12 protein-coding genes are annotated in these 19,803 nt (G+C 42.1%); 3 read left to right on the plus strand and 9 right to left on the minus strand.

Annotation, left to right across the window (positions count from 1 at the left end):
• Positions 1 to 9: 9 nt before the first annotated feature.
• The 4 genes from M0Q51_13485 to M0Q51_13500 all read right to left on the minus strand — a co-directional run bounded on the left by M0Q51_13485 (position 10) and on the right by M0Q51_13500 (position 3,508).
• Positions 10 to 846, minus strand: coding sequence for a T9SS type A sorting domain-containing protein (locus M0Q51_13485; GenBank protein MCK9400989.1), 837 nt, complete (start codon positions 844 to 846; stop codon positions 10 to 12).
• Positions 822 to 1,283, minus strand: coding sequence for a hypothetical protein (locus M0Q51_13490; GenBank protein ID MCK9400990.1), 462 nt, complete (start codon positions 1,281 to 1,283; stop codon positions 822 to 824). Before M0Q51_13490 ends, M0Q51_13485 begins: the two co-directional genes overlap by 25 nt.
• 417 nt (positions 1,284 to 1,700) lie before the next feature.
• Entirely contained in the window at positions 1,701 to 2,525 is an 825-nt protein-coding gene (locus tag M0Q51_13495; protein MCK9400991.1) for a sulfide/dihydroorotate dehydrogenase-like FAD/NAD-binding protein, read from the minus strand.
• A gap of 116 nt (positions 2,526 to 2,641) precedes the next feature.
• On the minus strand, positions 2,642 to 3,508 hold the full coding sequence (locus M0Q51_13500; GenBank protein MCK9400992.1) for a class I tRNA ligase family protein: 867 nt from the start codon (positions 3,506 to 3,508) through the stop codon (positions 2,642 to 2,644).
• Between the two features lie 308 nt (positions 3,509 to 3,816).
• Here M0Q51_13500 and M0Q51_13505 point away from each other — a divergent pair, with 308 nt between their 5' ends.
• Positions 3,817 to 7,023 carry an Ig-like domain-containing protein gene (locus M0Q51_13505; GenBank protein MCK9400993.1) on the plus strand — a complete coding sequence of 1,069 codons (3,207 nt, stop codon included), beginning with the start codon at positions 3,817 to 3,819 and terminating at the stop codon, positions 7,021 to 7,023.
• Positions 7,024 to 7,139: 116 nt separating this feature from the next.
• Here the strand turns inward: M0Q51_13505 and M0Q51_13510 are convergent, their stop codons facing one another.
• A complete protein-coding gene (locus M0Q51_13510; protein ID MCK9400994.1) occupies positions 7,140 to 10,598 on the minus strand; it encodes a pyruvate, phosphate dikinase in 3,459 nt (1,152 codons plus the stop codon).
• A gap of 140 nt (positions 10,599 to 10,738) precedes the next feature.
• On the opposite strand from M0Q51_13510, the gene M0Q51_13515 reads away from it, so the two are divergent.
• Positions 10,739 to 10,891 (plus strand): four helix bundle protein, encoded by a 153-nt coding sequence (locus tag M0Q51_13515; protein MCK9400995.1) that lies wholly within the window; start codon positions 10,739 to 10,741, stop codon positions 10,889 to 10,891.
• Positions 10,892 to 11,073: 182 nt separating this feature from the next.
• Positions 11,074 to 12,426, plus strand: coding sequence for an NADP-specific glutamate dehydrogenase (gene gdhA / locus M0Q51_13520; protein MCK9400996.1), 1,353 nt, complete (start codon positions 11,074 to 11,076; stop codon positions 12,424 to 12,426).
• 54 nt (positions 12,427 to 12,480) lie between these two features.
• Here the strand turns inward: gdhA and M0Q51_13525 are convergent, their stop codons facing one another.
• From M0Q51_13525 to M0Q51_13540, 4 genes are all read right to left on the minus strand, one after another.
• On the minus strand, positions 12,481 to 13,545 hold the full coding sequence (locus M0Q51_13525; protein ID MCK9400997.1) for a DUF4340 domain-containing protein: 1,065 nt from the start codon (positions 13,543 to 13,545) through the stop codon (positions 12,481 to 12,483).
• 28 nt (positions 13,546 to 13,573) lie between these two features.
• Positions 13,574 to 15,319 carry a gliding motility-associated ABC transporter substrate-binding protein GldG gene (gldG, locus tag M0Q51_13530; protein MCK9400998.1) on the minus strand — a complete coding sequence of 582 codons (1,746 nt, stop codon included), beginning with the start codon at positions 15,317 to 15,319 and terminating at the stop codon, positions 13,574 to 13,576.
• 9 nt (positions 15,320 to 15,328) lie between these two features.
• Complete coding sequence (gldF, locus tag M0Q51_13535; protein ID MCK9400999.1) at positions 15,329 to 16,060, minus strand: gliding motility-associated ABC transporter permease subunit GldF; 732 nt, start codon at positions 16,058 to 16,060, stop codon at positions 15,329 to 15,331.
• A 202-nt stretch (positions 16,061 to 16,262) separates the two neighbouring features.
• Entirely contained in the window at positions 16,263 to 19,658 is a 3,396-nt protein-coding gene (locus M0Q51_13540; protein ID MCK9401000.1) for a T9SS type A sorting domain-containing protein, read from the minus strand.
• Positions 19,659 to 19,803 lie beyond the last annotated feature (145 nt).

Raw genomic sequence — 19,803 nt, forward strand, 5'->3', positions numbered from 1 at the left:
TCATTGGTTTTATAGAACTATAAACTTGTGCAAATACTTAGATTGACCTATGATGATTTTGAGATAGTATATTCCGGGAGTAAGATTGGTTATATCCGCAGTTAATGTTTGAGGGTCAGGAGATATGAATGTAGAATCACTTTTTACCATATGCCCTGTTTGATCGTATATCGAAAATTTCAATTTTCCACTTTTTATCAATGCTGGAGACATGCTAATATTTAAAAAATCTGATGCCGGATTGGGATAAACACTTATATTTAAATCCGGTGGCAAGCTATTTTCAGGGGTTAATACAGGATCTGCGGATCTGTAAAATGGAGGACCGTATGCTGTACTAAATCTTGATAAAGAATAAAAATATTGATCTTCAGTTAAAACAATCTTTTTCACATCTTTATTTGTTATATTATAGGTATGATCTTCCCATGTCAGGCCATTATCGGAGGAATAAAAAATACCACCGTTAAGATAGCTTTGCTTTCCACACCCAACGTACATTTCATCAAAGTCAATAACAATAGAAAGCACATCTCTGTGAGGAAATACAGTTTCCCAGGTCATTCCCGAATCTGCAGTCTTTAACAAACCATCATAATAACAGCCGGCAAACAATTCATGATCCGCGTTGTAACCCAGGGCCTGAATATTATATCTTAATAATCCGATATATTCCCAGGATTCACCTAAATTATGAGACACAAAAACCCCCGCGTCAAAAGAAGTATAACTAGTTCCGGCTGCATAGATTTCATTTTCTGAAACTGGTAATATGGCATTGATAACGGAATTTTGATTAAGTGTTAAAGAGGTGTCCCATGTCATGCCATGATCGAGGGAACGCATAATCCCCCCCCAAATCCCGCGAAAAGTTTTCCTTGTTGTAACCTGGCCATGGAAACAACATTTTCTGTCATCGGTAATATCAGCTCCCAACTATCCCCATAATTACCAGATGTGAAAATACCATAACCTGTGCCTGCATAGATTGTATCTCCAACTCCCTCTAAAAAACAATAGACATGTGTTTGATTTAACCCTGCAAATTCCCAGGTATTTCCACCGTCAAATGACTTGTAGATACATCCATATGCATATGGGTTGTTTGTAGAAATACCAATAATTATTGTGTCATGATTAATAGGTAACATAGAAACAATATCGAGCGTGTCAGGATAGGTAATTTCCTCATAATATTCCTGTGGGTAGCAGATTTGAATCTGGCAGAGTGAAAAAAATAGAATAGAGATAATCCGGATAGTAGAAGAGAGAGAATTTTGCATTTTTTTACAATTAATGTTGGTTCATTTATGTAAAAGTCTGAATAATTTCCTGACACCTATATAATTAATCAATAAATATAATCTTTGGTAACATACTTTTTGAACAAATTTTTAATCGATTTTAGAAATTATTATGTGAATGAAATGCATGTGTTCTGTTAAAATCACTCCGTGAAACTCTGTGTCTCCTTAGCGGAACTCTGTGAAACTTATAATAAGTTGTTACACAGATGTCCACAGAGTTTACAGAGAACCACGGAGGAGGTTTTTTACAGTACTTTAATTTGGATTATGAGCAGATATTCACGTAAGTAGAAATTGCTTTATCTGCTACGAGGAATTCACCGTAGGCGATTAATTATTGTAGAATTACAGACATCCCATAAATCAAGTTACCTCGTAGAGGTTCAACAAGCTCTATCGTATCGAGAACAAAAGCGAATCCTTCTCTTCTTTAAGATACAATGAATTGCGGTTGATCAGTTCGTCGAAATCAACCTGGAAACCATCGAAATCGGGGCCGTCGACACAGCAGAACATGGTCTCGTCGTTAACCTTAACGCGGCATCCGCCACACATGCCTGTTCCGTCGATCATGACAGGGTTCAGGCTGACCATCGTCTTGACATTATATTGTTTAGTGAGCTTCACGATATTCTTCATCATGATGATAGGCCCGATGGCATAGACCATCTTGATGTCGTAACGCTCACCGAGGTATTTTTTCAGCGGATCAGTCACAAAGCCGCGTTCGCCATAGCTTCCGTCATCTGTGGTGATCACAAGCTCATCGCTGATCTGGGCCATTTCACGTTCCAGGATGATCAGCTCCTTGTCGCGGGCGCCCATGATGCTGATCACATAGTTTCCGGCCTCTTTGAAAGCTTTGGTGACATGATGAAGGATGGCCACGCCCGTTCCACCGCCGATCATGACGACCGTGCCGATGTTCTCGACTTCAGCCGGTCTGCCTAAAGGACCGACGACATCCCTGATCATGTCTCCTTCTTTGAGGGAGCGCATAAGAGCAGTGGTTTTCCCAACCACCTGAAAAATAATGGTAATAGTCCCGGCAAATTCATCTTTATCTGCAACCGTGAGGGGTATCCGCTCACCGGTTTCATTCACCCGGACGATCACGAACTGCCCGGCTTTGACCTTGGCGGCAATTTTCGGGGCGTTCAGGTCGAACCGGATGATCGTCCCCTTGGCCATTTCTTGCTTACGTACTATTTGAAACATTCCTTAGAATTAAAAATTAAAAATTAAAAACTCAAAGTTTCCAGTTTCTAGTTTCAAGTTTCAAATATAAATAGTCCCCAACTTAAACCTTAAACTTCTCCGCCAGAGGCGGGGCATCACCATTCCAAGCTATTCTCCAGCCTGATCTCATAGAGGTCGTTTTCACTGAGGCCATGCCATTTGCATCCTTTTTTCGTACAGATAAAAAAGTCGATCAGTTTGGTCCTGGCGCCCACGGATATCTTTGCTACCGGCGATCCGCATTTATCGCAGGTTTTATCATGAAGGATCAGGCTATGGTCGCAATGCGGGCAGCTCAAATCGCCGACTACCCTATCTTCAGGAAGAAATACCGTTGATTTTGAAGAGAAAACATTCAGGTATGGACTCAGAATGAGGGTGCCTTCTTCGCCGTTGCGGATCTTGAGTTTCAACATATCCCCATCTATCAGGCTTTTCCGGCAATAAGGGCAATAGGTGTGCAGGAAAGTTCCAGTTTCGATGATCTCTTTAGCTTCGTCTCTCTTGATTTGCTCCGGATCAGGAGGCCGTACTTCACGGGGTTGCTGTGTATGTTGTCCATTATAGCCGTATTCCTGGTAAAATTTCCGCAATGCGATCGACAGGTCTTCAAACTCGACAAAGTGGTTTTTACAGCCGCTTCGGGAGCAGATGCTCACCTTTCCGCCCATATCGAGGTAGAACGGGGCCATCTCTGCACCGCAGGTCATGCATTCAGTCTTTGAGGTGATCTGCTCATGACATTCCGGGCAGTGGAAAACAGCGATCTCGTTCCTGGGCAGATCGATGGTGGACTTGTAGTTATAGCTCCCATAAATGGAACTAAGCCAGATGTCGCCTTTTTGTCCGCGACATTCGATATTCAGATGGATACCGGGCACATTGTCGATAAGCTGTTCCTGGTCCATGAGTGAATGCCCGCATAATGGGCATTTCAGACGGAGTGACATGAGTTCGTACATGCAATGAGAAGATTAATTCATTAATAACTCCCACAATGATAAATAATTTTATAATGAGAAAATAATTGAAGTAGTTAAAAAGAATGAAATTGTTTCACACAGAGGCCACAGAAGGAAATCACAGAGATCCCAAAGAATTAAATTTCAGATTTTTATCCGTGGCCTCTGTGTCGCTACTTTGTGGAACTGTGAGAAATTAAACCTTTCAGATTGCTCCCATACCTTAAACTTTGTCGATCAAGCCTTTAACTGAATTAGTATCTAATTTATCCAAATATCATGTATCTTAGCTCATTAACCAAAATGCTATGAAAAAAGGCCTACTCACTTCTCTGGGTTGTTTTCTTTTTACTCTTTCTTTCTCACAGAATAATCCGCCTGTCGCTGTTGATGATACAGTTGAGGTAATTTCCCAGGTTCCGTTCATCATCGATGTTTTGGCGAATGATTATGATCCCGATGGGGATGGAATATCAATTGATCACTGGACTAGTCCTCTTTTTGGTGTTGCTGATACAGTTAACGGGAAAATTCGGTTTAAGTCGAAAAATTTTACAGAAGATACTCATTTTCGCTATTGGATCATAGATAATGGAACACCTCCCATGGTTTCTTCTTCATCAGCGTGGGTTCAGATTTATGTCTTGCCAAACCCGGATGTTCCGGTTGCAAATCCCGACACGTTTGAATTGCTTGAGCTCGTTCCGGTACAGCTGGATTTACTGGCTAATGATACAGACCCCAATGATTATGAACTGGAAATCTATGAAGTTTATTCCGAATCCCATTGCGATGTAACCATAAGTGAAGACTCGTTGTCTGTGACCGTTATTCCCAGGTTCACTTCCTACATGGAGGCGGATTTCACATATACAGCCAGGGAAAGAAACAGTGCGGAATCGTATATATCAAACCAGACAGAAGTTTACATTAAAATCCTCCCTAATCCTGATATACCAATCCTGGTGCCGGATACAGCTTTTACGACCGGGGGGATCAGTGTCTCAATTCCGATCATGGAGAACGATTATGACTTGCAGGGAGATCCTTTTGAAATCCTGGATTACTCGCAAACTACGGAAGGAGACGTTGTGCAGGCCGGGAATAATTTGGTTTTCACACCCGATGTATCGTTCAAAGGCACCAGTGTTTTCCAGTACAGGGTTTACCAGACAGCCAATCCATATATTTATTCAAAACATGCAAATGTGAGTGTCGAAGTGTCCAAAAATCCCGATTGCCCGGTTGGGGTAACTGATCATGCAGCCGGCATGGCTTTTTCGCCAATTACAATTGATGTTCTTGCAAATGATTATGATATAAACGGTGACCCACTTGAAATCTGGGATATTGAATCAGAAGGTACATGCAATATTTCAGGGAACCAGATCATCTATACTTCCGATCCCCTTGCGTCTGCTCATGATTCGCTGTTTTATCGGGTCAGGCAATCTAATAACAGCAATTATTATTCTGAATGGACACCCGTTTATATTGACCTTTCAATAAATCCTATTCTACCCGTAGCAGTAAAGGATAATGTTTCAGCCCGTTCGTTTTTTCCTGTTATCATTTCGCCACTAAATAATGATATCGGGAATACCGCCGATACTTTGCGAATTATATCTGTGAAACACACATTAAAAGGCAATGCTGAAATAATATCAGACAGCCTGATAACTTACCAGGCATTTACGAATGTGGCAAATACGGATTCTATCGAATACATCATTCAGGACCGGCACAATGAGGATTTGAGGGCAAAAGGAAAGATTTATATCCATGTAACCGATCATCACTATTACGATTCATTGGTTGTAAACAACATCAATGCAGGTGTAAATGCCGATGGGATGCTTTTTGCCAATATCGGACAGTTACCAGGGGAAGGATTACACGGTGATTTTCACCCCCATTTCAAATACCCTGCGGGAGAAGAAACAAATACAATTTTCAACAGTCTTATATGGATCGGTGGACTTTCTGATCAGGACAGCCTTCATTTTGCAGGGGAGCGTTACAGGCAGATGGGAGTAGATTTTCAACCCGGCCCGGTTGCGGATCTTTATGATTCAATTTATGCCTTCAAATTCTGGAAATTATGGAAGCTGAATAAGACTGATATCGATTATCACCGCAATAACTGGTGGAAAGAGGGTTACCAACCTATTGAGGACATTTCTTCCTGGCCGGGAAATGGAGATGTATTGTCAGGACAAGCCGCTCAATTGGCGCCTTATTTTGATTTCAACCTTGATGGGAATTATAATCCCCTGGTGGGTGACTATCCCCTGATCCGTGGTGATGCGACAATATTCTTCATGATGAACGATGATAAAATTCATACCGAATCCAAAGGGGGAAAACTCAGGGTTGAAATTCACGGAATGGTATATGGTTTTGATGAACCCGCTGATAGTGCGCTTTATAATACAGTTTTTGTTCATTATGATTTGATCAACAGGTCAGATGAAATCTACGGGGAAACTTATATTGGCATATTTACGGATTTCGATATCGGATATCCATGGGACGATTACGTTGGTTCAGAAGTAACAAGAGCATCTTATTATGGCTATAACGGGACGGATTTTGATTATGATATAACAAGCTATGATAATCCCAACCCGGGTTACGGTGATTTTCCACCGGCGCAATCTGTAACTGTGCTTGCAGGTCCGTTCATGGATGCAGACGGAACAGATAACCCATCAGGAGGCTGTGATTTCAGTGTCAACGGGTTGAATTTCGGGAATGGATTTACAGATGATGAAAGGCTCGGCCTGACCGGTTTTATGCCCCCTCCAAACCTGAATGGAGACCCGGTTATAGCACCTGAACAATATAACTGCTTGAAAAGTATTTTTGCTGACAACAGCAAGCTCCAGTTTGGTGGAACCGGACACTTTCCCACCGCAGCCGGGCCGGAATGCAGATTTATGTTCCCGGGGGATTCAGACCCTTTCAATTGGGGTACTTATTGCGTTCCACCTAATCCTCCATATAACCAGGATGGATTTTACTGGACCGACAGCGCCGAACAAAATCAACCAGGCGACAGAAGAGGAACAGGTGCGATGGGCCCATTCACCTTCGCACCCGGCCAGGTACAGGAAATCGAGCTGGCGTATTGCGCAGCCAACGGCTGGGATGGACCGGTATCATCCCTGGTCCAGTTAATGAAGAATATTGATTCGCTAAGAAGCAGGGTGAACAATGGTGAAATCATCGTGCCCAATGCTTCCCTTGGCGTCAATGAAAAGAAAGTGCCGCCAGGCTTGCTTAAAGTTTTCCCTAATCCTGCCAGTACTGACATTACAATCCAGGTACCCGGGATAATTCCCTCAGGGACAGAATATATTATTTGTAATGTTTTAGGAGATGTTGCGGCATCAGGCGGAACTACATCAAGTCAGCAGTTTACGGTAAATATCAGCGGTTTAAAACCGGGTTTTTATTTAGTCAGGATAAAGTCAAATAAAGGGGCTTTTTCTTCAAAATTCATTAAATACTAATTGAAACTAAAAATAGCACACGGATGACACGGATGCGACGGATTTACACAGATTAATTTATCACGCAATCGAAAATCGAAAATCGCCCAATCGCCCAATCGCCCAATCGCCCAATCTTAATCTCCCCACGTCACCACAGAGATCCGTTTCTTGCCGTCCATGCTGACGGTTAGCGGCTCGTCGAAACGGATATGGCGGAAATATTTCGTCTGGTTCACCACCTTTTGTTTTTTCAGTATATCCCACCGGATAAAACTCTTCGACATCTCGGGCTGTATACTGAAATAACCCACGTTCATCGATACGACATTATGGAAGAAATGAGATCCCGAGGAGGCATCCAGCGGATAGCCCTCGAGGCTGGTTTCGATAATTACACGGGCACGCGAAATCTGGGCCCAGTTCACCGGTATTCCGATCCATTGGTCGCGTGTGCCCCAGCGGCCGGGACCAATCAGTAAATATTTCTTGTTCTCAGCGGCAAACATTTTGTTCAGCTTCTCGATCTCATAAGTCATCTGAACCGTTTCGCCTTTATCGAATACATCGATGTCGACAAATATGACATCATTGATATTCTCGATGATGCCATTACCCATGCTCTTTTCGGCATAGAGGAGGATCTTATCTTTCGGTATCTTGTCGATGTTAATATTATAATCCGTTGCACTGCCGATCAGCGGCTTGATTTGCAGCAGGTAAAATGATGCCCGGTTCTGTTTGTCCTTGGTCAGGTCAACGGCAAATTCAATCTCGACAGGCGAGCCCATAGCCTCTTTGACCACATCCAGCACTACTTCGATGGCCTGCGCCAGTGGAATATAATTGTACTTGAGGATGTTGGCAAAATTGATGATACGCGGTCCAGGATGGGTGATCCCGGGAATGATAGCCAGGTTATCGGCATCATAGACCGAAGCGCAATGTTTCAGGTTTCCGTGCATTTCCGCTTCGTAAACATCGAGCTTGGCTAAGCCGGCCGTATCCCCTTCCAACAGGTTAATATCCTGTTTATTCAGGTCCACCGCGTAAAATTCAACCTGTGTATTCTGCGACTGATCTTTAGGTGTACTGATCTCGGTAGAAGGATACTTAGGTGAAAAACGGTAGGCTTTCTCCCCGTCAACAACAGTCTTTCCCAACCCCACGGCCATTACCGCAAAACCTTCTTCCGGTTGCATGTGCGCGTAAGGATAAAAATTATAGGATTGGGCTACACCGCTGATATGCGGGTAAAAATAATTCCCGTACTGCCTGCCGGCAACTTCCTGGATCACTACGGCCATTTTTTCTTCCTCGATCTTGTAGTGAACCGCCTCGATATAGCCACGGGCCGCCGGTGAATAAATTGACGCGAAAACAAGCTTGATGGCATCAAGCGCCTGCTTCAGGCGTACGTTGATATCAGGATGGCAGTTGGGCAGAAGGTACGTCTCAAAAATGCCGGCGAAGGGCTGCATCAGTGAATCCTCGAACAAGCCTGAAGATCGGACAGCAATTGGTTTGGTGATTTTCGTCAGTAGGATTTTCATCCGCTTAACCAGCGTATCGGTCAGCTTTGAATCCATAAAGCGCTTTTTGATCACTTCATAGTCTGTGGTAATGGCTACAAAATCCCTCAGGTGGTTGCGGTCCATGAAATATTCGAATTCCTCGGTTCCGATGACTGAGGTTTTAGGAGCAAGGATTTTAATATTCGGAATTTGCTGGGAAAAATCGAAATTGTAAATGAGTGTATTGACAAATGCAAGGCCCCGTCCTTTTCCCCCCAAATAACCATCCATCAGGCTGACAATGTTGGATTCATCTGTGAGGGCCGACTCTTCAAAAGGAATGATCTTACCCTGGTTCTGCTCATTGCGAAACCTTCCGATAACATCGATGAGGTATTCGCGGATAGTGACAGCATTTTCGAAATCGGTGACCTTGTGCGGGTTGAGTATCTTGGCAGCCAGTATCTCACCCCTGGCCATCAGCCAGAGCGAGAAATGGTCCCTGCGGGCATGATATAGCAATGACTCGTCAGGAATAGTTCTCAGCAGTTTTTCAAATTCTTTGAGTGAACGCGCCTCGGCAATTTTAGCTCCCTCCTCGTTCCGGTAAACAAAATTGCCAAAACCCAGGAAGTGTGTAATGAAACTCCTGAAATCCTGACTTAAGGTCTCTGAGTTTTTGTTGATAAAGGTACACTGCAACTGGTAGGCCAGTTTGGCGTTTTCTTCATCGGATGATTGAATGATGATCGGAAGGTCTTTATGCGACTTCCGCACAAATTCAACCAGGTCTAATCCAGCGTGCTCATCCGGTTTACCGTCCCGTTGAAATTTAACATCGGTGATCAGGCAGAGCAGATAATCCCGGAATTTTTCCATAACCGCAACCGCCTCTTCATAAGTGGAAGCCATAAGGATCTTTGGCCTTGCCCGCAGCCTTAAAATCTTATAAAGCTCATCCGTGCTGACATCATCAATGATCCGCTTGGTTTGTTCCAGCACAATTTGATACAGCATTGGAAGATAGCGGGAATAATATTTTGCCGAATCTTCAACCAGTAAAATCACCCTTACCATGCCGTATTCAGTATCATTCTCCACATTGATCTTATCCTCGACATGCTTGATCATAGCAAAAAACACCGAAGATTCGCCATTCCAGATAAAAACTTTATCGATATGTTGCAGGGCGTTTTTCTCCTCGGAGATCAGGGCAATGTCGGCATTGTTGTTCAGCAGGAGAAAGACAGGGATATAGGGATAAATCCGTTTTACTTCGCAGCTCAGGCCGAAGGGGGTTTGCTTATCCGCTCCCATCATCATGATGATCAGGTCAAAATGCCTGGTGCGTAAAAGTTCCATAGCCTCATCAATGTTCGATACGCCCGTAATCCTTGGGATCGAAGTTAAATTCATCGTATGGTATTCCCCCAGCACATGTTCCGAAAATCGTCCCTCCTTTTCAATGCTGTAGGCGTCGTATAAATTGGCGACAAGCAGGATCTCCTTCACTTTGAACGGCATCAGGTCATGATAAATATCCCTGTCCTGGTTAGTTTTATTGATAAATCGTTGCAGCAACTGCCGGCTGGTAATGACCGGCTGAGGGACTTCCCCTGTTACGGCTCCTGCCCCGGGAGTCCTGGGTTTTATAACGGTTTTCGCCAGGAGGCTGTTGATATATCCCGTGATCATATTGGCCAGGTTCTCGATCAGGTGCCGTTCTTCCAGCAGGAAAGGGCCTTCATCCAGGTCAGGGAATTTACGCAGGTAATAAACTTCAATGTAGCCAACCTTGTTATCGATGGTTTCAAACTTCTGGCGCTGGACCCATTTAGTCGACTTAAACTCCATACTGGCATATTCCTTGCCCTCGAACATAATACGTGCTGCCGTGAACTGCGGGTATTGCCAGGCAGGCGGTATGATCGTACAGATCTGGCGGAGCGTTTCTTCGACGGACTTGGCTTCCTTGATAATTTGAGTAGTACGGTTAATGGCTGCCAGCTCTTTCAACCGTTCGATGTTTTCTGCCTTGAGCTGCTGGTAGTTATTGCCGTTTGTTCCGGAGTTTTCTTTCATAAAGCCAGAGTGATTTTTGAGACTTTAAAATTAATATAAATAGTTAGTGGTTAGTGGTTAGTGGTTAATGGTGTGAAAAAAATTGAAACCACCGGGTATATTTTGCAAGAATTCGGATTAACATAGTAAAACATAATATTATGACAATTGACAATTTGGAGATTTATAATCTCTCCATCGGGATTGGAGAAAATGTATGGGGGATAGTTATGAAATGGGATCATTTCTCAAAAGATACTATTGGTAAGCAATTAGTCCGTTCGGCTGATTCAGTGGTAACCATTAACCATTAACCATTAACCACTAACCATTAACCACTAACCACTAACCACTAACCACTAACCTAATTAAACTAAATCTAAATTGCCCTTATCCTCTTAATTTTTGTTAATCTTTTCACAGTAACAAAATATTTTTCACTAATATTGCTCCGCTTTTTAGAAAATTCATTAACAACCAAATACATATAACAATTATGGCAAATAACTATGAAAACCTGGTCAATGAGTTTATGGCAAAGATCATTGCCAAAAATCCGGGTGAAAAAGAGTTCCATCAGGCTGTGAGGGAAGTGGCCGAATCAGTGGTCCCCTTTATAGAAGAAAATCCCAAGTACAAAGTCGCCAAGATTCTTGAAAGAATGGCCGAACCGGAAAGAACGATCCTTTTCCGTGTGCCGTGGGTTGATGATAAAGGCGAAATCCAGATCAACAAAGGTTACCGCATTGAAATGAACAGTGCGATTGGTCCTTACAAAGGTGGTCTTAGGTTACACCCGACTGTGAACCTGGGTATCCTGAAATTCCTTGCCTTTGAACAGGTACTTAAAAACAGTCTCACTACTTTGCCGATGGGCGGAGGAAAAGGTGGCTCTGATTTCGATCCGAAAGGCAAATCAGACATGGAAGTGATGCGTTTCTGCCAGAGTTTTATGACTGAACTGCAGCGTCATATCGGGCCTGACACAGATGTGCCGGCAGGCGATATCGGCGTTGGTGGTCGTGAGATTGGCTTCCTTTTCGGCCAATATAAAAGACTGAGAAATGAATTCACAGGCGTATTGACCGGAAAAGGCCTGGAATGGGGCGGTAGCCTTATCCGTCCGGAAGCTACCGGTTACGGTAATGTTTATTTTGCTGAAGAAATGCTGAAGACCCGCGGTGATTCCATGAAAGGAAAGATCTGTACGATCTCCGGATCAGGTAACGTGGCCCAGTATGCTACCGAAAAAGCAACCATGCTCGGAGCAAAGGTCGTTACACTATCTGATTCCAACGGTTTCATTCATGACCCGGATGGCATTACCCCTGAGAAACTGCAGTTCATGATGCACCTGAAGAATGTCAAACGCGGACGTATCCAGGAATATGCGCAGAAATACGGTTGTGCTTATCATGAAGGCAAACGCCCGTGGATGATCAAATGCGATGTTGCACTTCCTTGCGCTACCCAGAATGAAGTTGATGGAAACGACGCCAAAACGCTTGTCAAAAATGGTTGCTTCGTTGTTTCAGAAGGTGCCAACATGCCTTCCACACCGGAAGCCGTTGAAGTTTTCCAGAAAGCCCGTATACTTTTCGCCCCTGGCAAAGCTGCCAATGCTGGCGGTGTTGCAACTTCAGGCCTCGAAATGAGCCAGAATTCCATGCGCCTGTCATGGTCACGTGAAGAGGTGGATTCCCGCCTGCATACCATCATGATCAATATCCATGCTAATTGCGTGAAATGGGGCAAGGGAAATGACGGTTATATAGACTATGTGAAGGGTGCTAATATCGGTGGTTTTGTGAAAGTCGCCGATGCAATGCTTGCTCACGGAGTAGTTTAAAAGATAACTTACCAAACCATAAAAAGGGGCCTGCTGAAAAGTCGGCCTCTTTTTTTATTCCTTCCCCATTAAATAATCCAGGTTCCTCGTTACTTTGTCAAAAACATAATACTGGATTAAAACGAAATCTTCACCATTATTGACTAAAGCATAAGCCCGGTCAAGATCCGCGGGTTCCATTGTCATACCGTCTTCCATGTAAAGTGCCGCGAATCCTTTTTTCTTGAAAATCTTCACTTCATTGATTTTCCCGCTTCGGTCCGTCAGGGTTATTATTGTTTTCGGGGTGCTTGTTTTCACTGAATCTATAAACTCTTTTTTAATAAGTTGCTCCAGCAAGGATTCAAAACGAACGTCTGCAAAAGAGGTTAAAAAACTCAGCACCCTGATCGTATCGTAGTTTTCCATGACCTGGTTGCTTAGCAACGATCGAAGCTCTACATGCTGGTTATCCGGAAGATCAAACTGGTATGATTGCCCGGGTTGTAAAGGGAATTCGACTTTTACTGATAGAATCTCATTAACGCGTGTTTTAAAAACGGTGTAATCACGCCAGTCTGACTTAGCGGCTGAGTACCGCGTGGCGACAAACCCCCTGAATCCCGGAATATGTACAATGTAAGGCTCTTCCGATCCTTCCATCAACATAAAGGTACCCTGGTTATCCTGGGTGACATCACCGACGTAATAGGTCTTGGTGAGCTTTTCATGAGGGAATAGCCTGATTTTATTAAAAAGATTGATCCGGGGTGAAACCTGGTAGATTTCAATTTTTTTTGCAATAGCAGCCATCCTGGTAATCACATTGTTCCTGGCTGCCAATGGTACCGGCGACCGGACCTCCAGGTCCATCAGCGTTTTAAGGAACGAGCTGATCTTAACGTGCTGTGCCGGGTATTTCCCGTCAACCATCCAGGATCCGTCCACCGAGCGCGTCAGGGTGACTTCATTGTTGTTCTTATCGGCTATAAAAATCTTGGTGACAATCGTAGTGTCTTCAATCGAAAAATCGCTCACATCCTTCTTCAGGGTAGTGTAGGAATTCGTAATGACCAAAATAATAGCGGCCAATAAAAGAATCAGGGTTATAATTAAAGTGACCCGGTTTTTTCTCATCATTTTTAATATTTAAAGTCGGAGTAATGCCCTATTTTCCCGAAGCATATTTCCTCTTTCTCAGGTAATTCCGGACAAGACCGAAAATAAGAACGAGTAAAACAGGGAAAAAGATATTAAATGCCTGCCAGATAAACTTGTTATTATTTACCCTGGTCATGTCCAAAAGACGGAGTTTCAGCTCACGCGAACGGATAGAGATCAGCCCTGATTCATCCATCAGATAATCAAGTGAATTCAGGATAAAATCCTTATTTCCGAAAGTCTCCCCGGTAAACTGGTCATAACCCAGCGGCAAAGGATAACCTTTCGAATAGTGGAGCTGGTTTCTGATCACATCGCCGTCAGATACTACTATCATACGGGTTGGTTTGCTGAGTGGAATGAAGCCGATTTCCTTGCTGTTCAGAATTTCAGGCGGTATCCTGTTCTCAAAATTCGATTTGAATTCACCCTCCAGCAATACCGCTACTATCTGTGGCGGACCGGTATAAGCCCGTTCGTCAGGTTCTTTCTCCAGGATCTCAAGCGTAATCAGCGCAGGTGCATTAACGGTTCTTGAATAAGGTGAAGTCTTCAACAAAATGGTTTTTTTAATACCCGGCACCCGGATGGTATCCATGCTGCTGACAAATTCGGTTTTAACGGCATTAAGGTTATTGACGATGGGATGATTTTCCGTTGGTGTAATCACAGGGAAATATAACCAGGGAAAGAAGTCGATCTTGGGCTGATTGCCTACCTGACCCGTCCTCAAAGGAATAGGCAGGGCATTCAGGTCCATCACCAGGTTTTGATTTATCCTGACTCCGTATCTGAACAACATATCGTCAAGGTTAAGGTCTATGGACAGTCCAAGTGTGGTGGTAGTGTTTTTCAGGCTGTCCATGGTAGCAAAAACAGGATCGATAAGCCATAAAACTTTACCTTCCCGCATGATGAACTGATCGATAATGAATTTATCCTTTTCCAAAAAAGCTGAATCAGGTTTGGCAATTATTATTGCATCATACTTGTTAATGATGCGGGTTTTATCTGCAGAAACGCTGTCACGGGTGGTCAGGCTGCCAATCTGGCCACCTATGGCAACTACGCTTACGGTGTATTGTTTGGACAAGGCCTGCCCGATATCATAAATGTCGCGGTTTTCCAGCTCACCATGCCCCCTGATGAAGGCCACGCGGGGTTTCATGACCACCGTCAGATCGCGGATTGCGCTGGCAAGCCTGAATTCGAGGGCCTGGATGGAATTATTCAGCACCTCCTCAGGACTGACACCAATTTGTGAATTTAACAACTCAACTGCCAGTTCATTGGATTTATAATTTGCAATTGCGCCGGGGAAAATAACCTGTTGCTCCCGCCCTCCTTTGGTACTAACTTGCAGGTCAGTGGGTTGTAGCCCTTTTTCCGTCAGTAACTGGTAAGTATCGTTTCTTTCTTTCTGGTCATCACTTTGCGAAGGATTGACAAACTCGTACTGGATATTCTTGTTATAAGCCCTGAATTCATCGAGCATCTCCTTGGTGGAATTCCGAAGCCGCTTGAATCCGGCCGGAAAATCCCCTTCCAGGTATACTCTAAAATAGACTATATCATCTATCTTCTTTAACAGTTCCTTTGTTGCCGGTGAAAGTGAAAAGCGCTTTTCTGACGTCAGGTCAAACCGGGTAAATATAAAAGAACCAATGATATTGGCAAGAATAATGATAACGACACCCAACAGCAATTGTATCAGGCTGTTCCGCTTCATATTCCGTTGCTTATTCTTTTTCATCACCATCATCTACCATTTCCTCCGTTCGATGGAATATTTTGATAACAGGATAAAAAATGAAATGATGCCAAGGAAATAAATCATATCCCTGGTATCAAGGACACCCCGGCTCATCGATTGATAATGGTCATTAATGCCGAGTGATTTGATCAGCAGGTCAACCTTTCCAAAAAGATCAAAAGAATAGATGAAATCAAATCCTACATATAGAAATCCACAAAGAAAAACAGCAATGATAAAGGATACAATCTGGTTGTCGGTAAGTGTGGAGGCGAACATCCCGATAGCCACAAAGGAAGCACCCAGGAAAAGCAGTCCTGTATAAGAACCCCACATCCCCCCCATATCGATGTTGCCTTTAGGCAGGCCAAGCTGGTAAACTGAGAAGAAATAAACCAGGGTGGGCAACAGCGAAAAGATCACAAGGATAAGTCCCGAAAGGAATTTAGCCATGACGATCTCAAATTCAGTCAAAGGTTTGGTGAGGAGCAGCTCCATGGTCCCGGTCCTCTTCTCCTCTGCAAACAATCGCATGGTGATGGCCGGGATGAGAAACAGGAAAACAAAAGGCGAAATCATAAAAAGCCCGTCAAGACTGGCATAGCCGAAATCAAGGATATTAAAGTCGCCCTGGAAAACCCACAGGAATAATCCATTAATAAGCAAAAACACCGTAATCACGATGTACCCGATTAACGAACTTAAAAAGGAGGATATTTCTTTTTTTAGAAGGGTTAGCATTAAGATATAAAATTGTGCTTTCTTTTTATTAAAAATTGAAATTTGAAATTAGAAATTTGAACTTTATTCTACGCTCATCACACAAAGCCTCCATGCCGCCATGCCTCTATGCCTTCACGCCGCCGCAAAGATACCAATTTTAATTATCGGCATCCCGCCCCTTTTCGCCTGTAGACTTAAATAAATGCTTCCGTGGGCTTTATTACAGGATCAACATTTTCTTTGAAGCTGCCCTTATTCCATTTTTGCTGATCGAATAAAAATATATTCCCGCTTTGAATCCAGAAGCATCAAATTCAATGAAATCGGTTCCTTTTGGCTTGTTTCCAACAGAAATTGATTTGATCAATTGTCCGATATTGTTGTAGATATTCAATTGAATATCTGATTCAATATCAAGATCATAGTATATTTTTGTTTTGCCTTTAAATGGATTTGGAATATTTCTTAACTGATCAATTAATTGTGTGCCTGCGTTAATAGAAGGAATTTCAGGATTGGACATATTATTTACACTAGCGCCATGTAATAATAACAGTAAGTCATCTTTATGATCTTTAAAAGCCTTGAAAGATTTCGGTTTGAATTGGCTCAACCGTCCAATATAAGACGAGGAACGCAAGGTCGTATCAATTCCCATTTCCCAATATAAGTGTTCAAGATCAATTATTGCAAAAATTGAATCTTCCAGTGTTTCCGGGTTTTCGATAACATTCTCATACCAAGCGATGGCGTCAGGATAATTTTCAAGCTTTTCATCACATTTATTCGCAAGGTTATCAGAAATCTTCAACAAATGCTCATGATTTAATATAACAGAATCCGTTAAATACCAGCTTTTTAATCCTGAAAAATCCATTCCCGCAAGCGGCTCGAGATATAATAGTTCTTTTAATGCGCTAATTGATGGTTCTTCATCAGGGTAAGATGTCACCACATGCTGAAATGTTGACTTAGCTCCGGTATAATTGTTTGAATCTATCTGGCTAACCCCAAGATCGAATAATTGTTGTGCATCCTTAGGAACAAGTTGTCCGCCATTTAATGGCCAAATTGGATCATAATCGTAGTGTCTAAACGGACAAAGATTTATATCTGGATCAAAATTAGGTCCCCAATAGTTATTTTCAACATTTACAACAGGAGGTTGGGTAGACATATCAACATCATGGAAAACAAAGCAATCCGAAGCATATCCATAAATTGCATTCCATTGCATGGTAAGAGGAAAGGCATTTCGTGATGCGAAAACCTGATACATAGTATTGTTTTTGATTCTTTGGGTTTCACTTTCATCCCGAGCATTTTGATTTCCTGTGATGTAAAGCCGGCTAAAGTTTAGGCTTTGAATTCCAATTTCGTTTGTATAAATATTATTATTCTGAATTTCAGCTATACTTGAATAGGCTGTAATACCAGCCAAATCATTTTGGCATCCGAAAGTACAATAGATAAGGTTATTAGTTATATGGTGAACATTCCCAGGTTCAATCGAACCTGAGTAATTAATAGAAATACCATGATAAGTGCTTTCCGGATTGCTAAAATTATCAATAGTATCATAAGAAATATTGAAGCTTTTGTAGCCATAAATATCTATCATAGATTTGGCGCCATCGTAGGCAGTTCTAAATGTACAATTGGTAATATAAGCAAAATTATCAATTGGAAGTGGTCCCATTGTCGGATTGGAAGCAATAATGGATGAGTTGGTAAATTTCGAATATGAAATCGATAGATTGCTAATTGTTTGATTTATGAATGAGTTTTTAAATTCAGACTGAGTGATATCAAGAAGATTGCCGCCACTTATAATGCAATTTTCAAAATGACAATGTGAGATATTCACTGGTTGAGGTCCAAAATGTAATTCAAGCGTACTTCCGTCATCAGCAGTAAAAGTGACTTCAGAGCCTATTTGTATACTTCCCTGAATATAAATTTTACTTGTTCCTCTGCTTGCATGAAAAATCACATTATCCCCTATTATTATGGAACTGCCTTCTTCGATGGTCAACTCGCTGTTATACATATCTATTTTTACACCATCTTCTACTGTTAATACGGCGTTATTGTTTACAGTCGGGGAAAAACGACTTACCATATTGCTAAATAAATTAACATCTTCTGGTAATTCCTGGTTATCACCAGGCACAATCAGATCATAATCAATCGAAACGACGGTTGAATCATTATTTACTATTGGAATATTTTCTTCAATACAAGGCAATTCAAATTCCTCACCCCATCTGTAATCAGCAATAGAAAAATTTAAAATCACCCCTACATGAGGTTCTGAATTTTCATATTCTACTAAAATGAAAAAAATCTTCCCAAAATCTTCATCAATATAAAAGTGAGAAAAATCTAATCCAACATTAATAGGCCCAGAATAAGCCCCCCTCATCTCATGGCATCCTCCTTGGAACTTGAATGATTTGAATGGTGTAGTGTTTGATGGAGTAATTTGATTAGCATTTCCCCCGAATCCAATTTTATAGTTAAGCTTTTTCCGACATGGGTAATCGACATTAGTTTTAATTGTTAATAAAGGTTCAGATTCATCTGGCACATAACATACGTTGGCTCTTCTTCCGTCTTGCAGACCTGCTGCCATGAGTTTATAAGGAACATAGACGTATCCAGTATCCCCCCATTCAATTCCCCAGCTATTCACCACTTTAAAAGCACCCATCTCACATTCGTCAAGTTGAATTATACCGTCTTCATCAAAATCTTCATTCATATATACTCCATCAGTGTCAATATCAAAACATTGCACATCATCATGATAACCTACAATGGTAAGTACATGTCCGCCTGTATGACCCCATTGAGTAATATAATGTTTCAATTCTTCCGGTGTGCCTGGAAGAAAAACACCTGAAGTCCATCCATCACAATAAACGGAAAATGTAGCTAAGCCACCATCCTCTTCACCGGCATTATGATCAGAAAGCCAATGTTTAAGTGTATCTAAGCTTTCATAATTATCATTCCAACGTATGTTTGCAAATGAATCAACTTTATTATGCATTCCACTCTGATAGTTATCATAACCATTCATCCAATAAAGGTATTTCGTACTATCAATATTTAATGCGGGATCATCATATACATCATACGAAGGACACCCATTATCCATTATTAATTTGAAACCATCTTTGGGAGATGTTGGTGTCAAATGATAACCGCCATTTAAAAAATTGTAAGAATAAAAAGGATTGTATTGATTTTGTTTATATTCATCTCCAATTGCTTCACCCCCAGGCACATTCCGATGTCGGTTAATTTCGTAGCCGAATGTATACCACAATTCAGCAACATGTACACATGCACCACTATTTCCCTGGTCAAAAACCGGGGGCATATATTTCAATTGTGAGTTATCAACAACCGAGGGCAATTCTGAAGCGGCAGATTTTGGAGTGAGTACCATATTAAAGATAGTTGCTTCTACTTCCGGTGATGTTGGTAAGGCATCTCCCACCATCCATGGGTCACCATTTTGGTCAGGGTTAATATTTACTAACTGTGCCGATAAATTTACTGTTACCATTATAAATGGTAAAAGGCAATAGATTGGTTTTCTTTTCATGATCGGATTAATTAAATTCTAGTGTCATGTCAACGCTCATATGACGGATAAAGTTTTTTCAGTTTAATGCGAGCCTTCTCCTTTGTGAACTGCCAGTTAATTTTCTTATCGAACCCATTGCGAGCCTTCTCCCAAGCTTCGACTT

This window comes from Bacteroidales bacterium, from assembly GCA_023229505.1.
Lineage (GTDB): Bacteria > Bacteroidota > Bacteroidia > Bacteroidales > JAGOPY01 > JAGOPY01.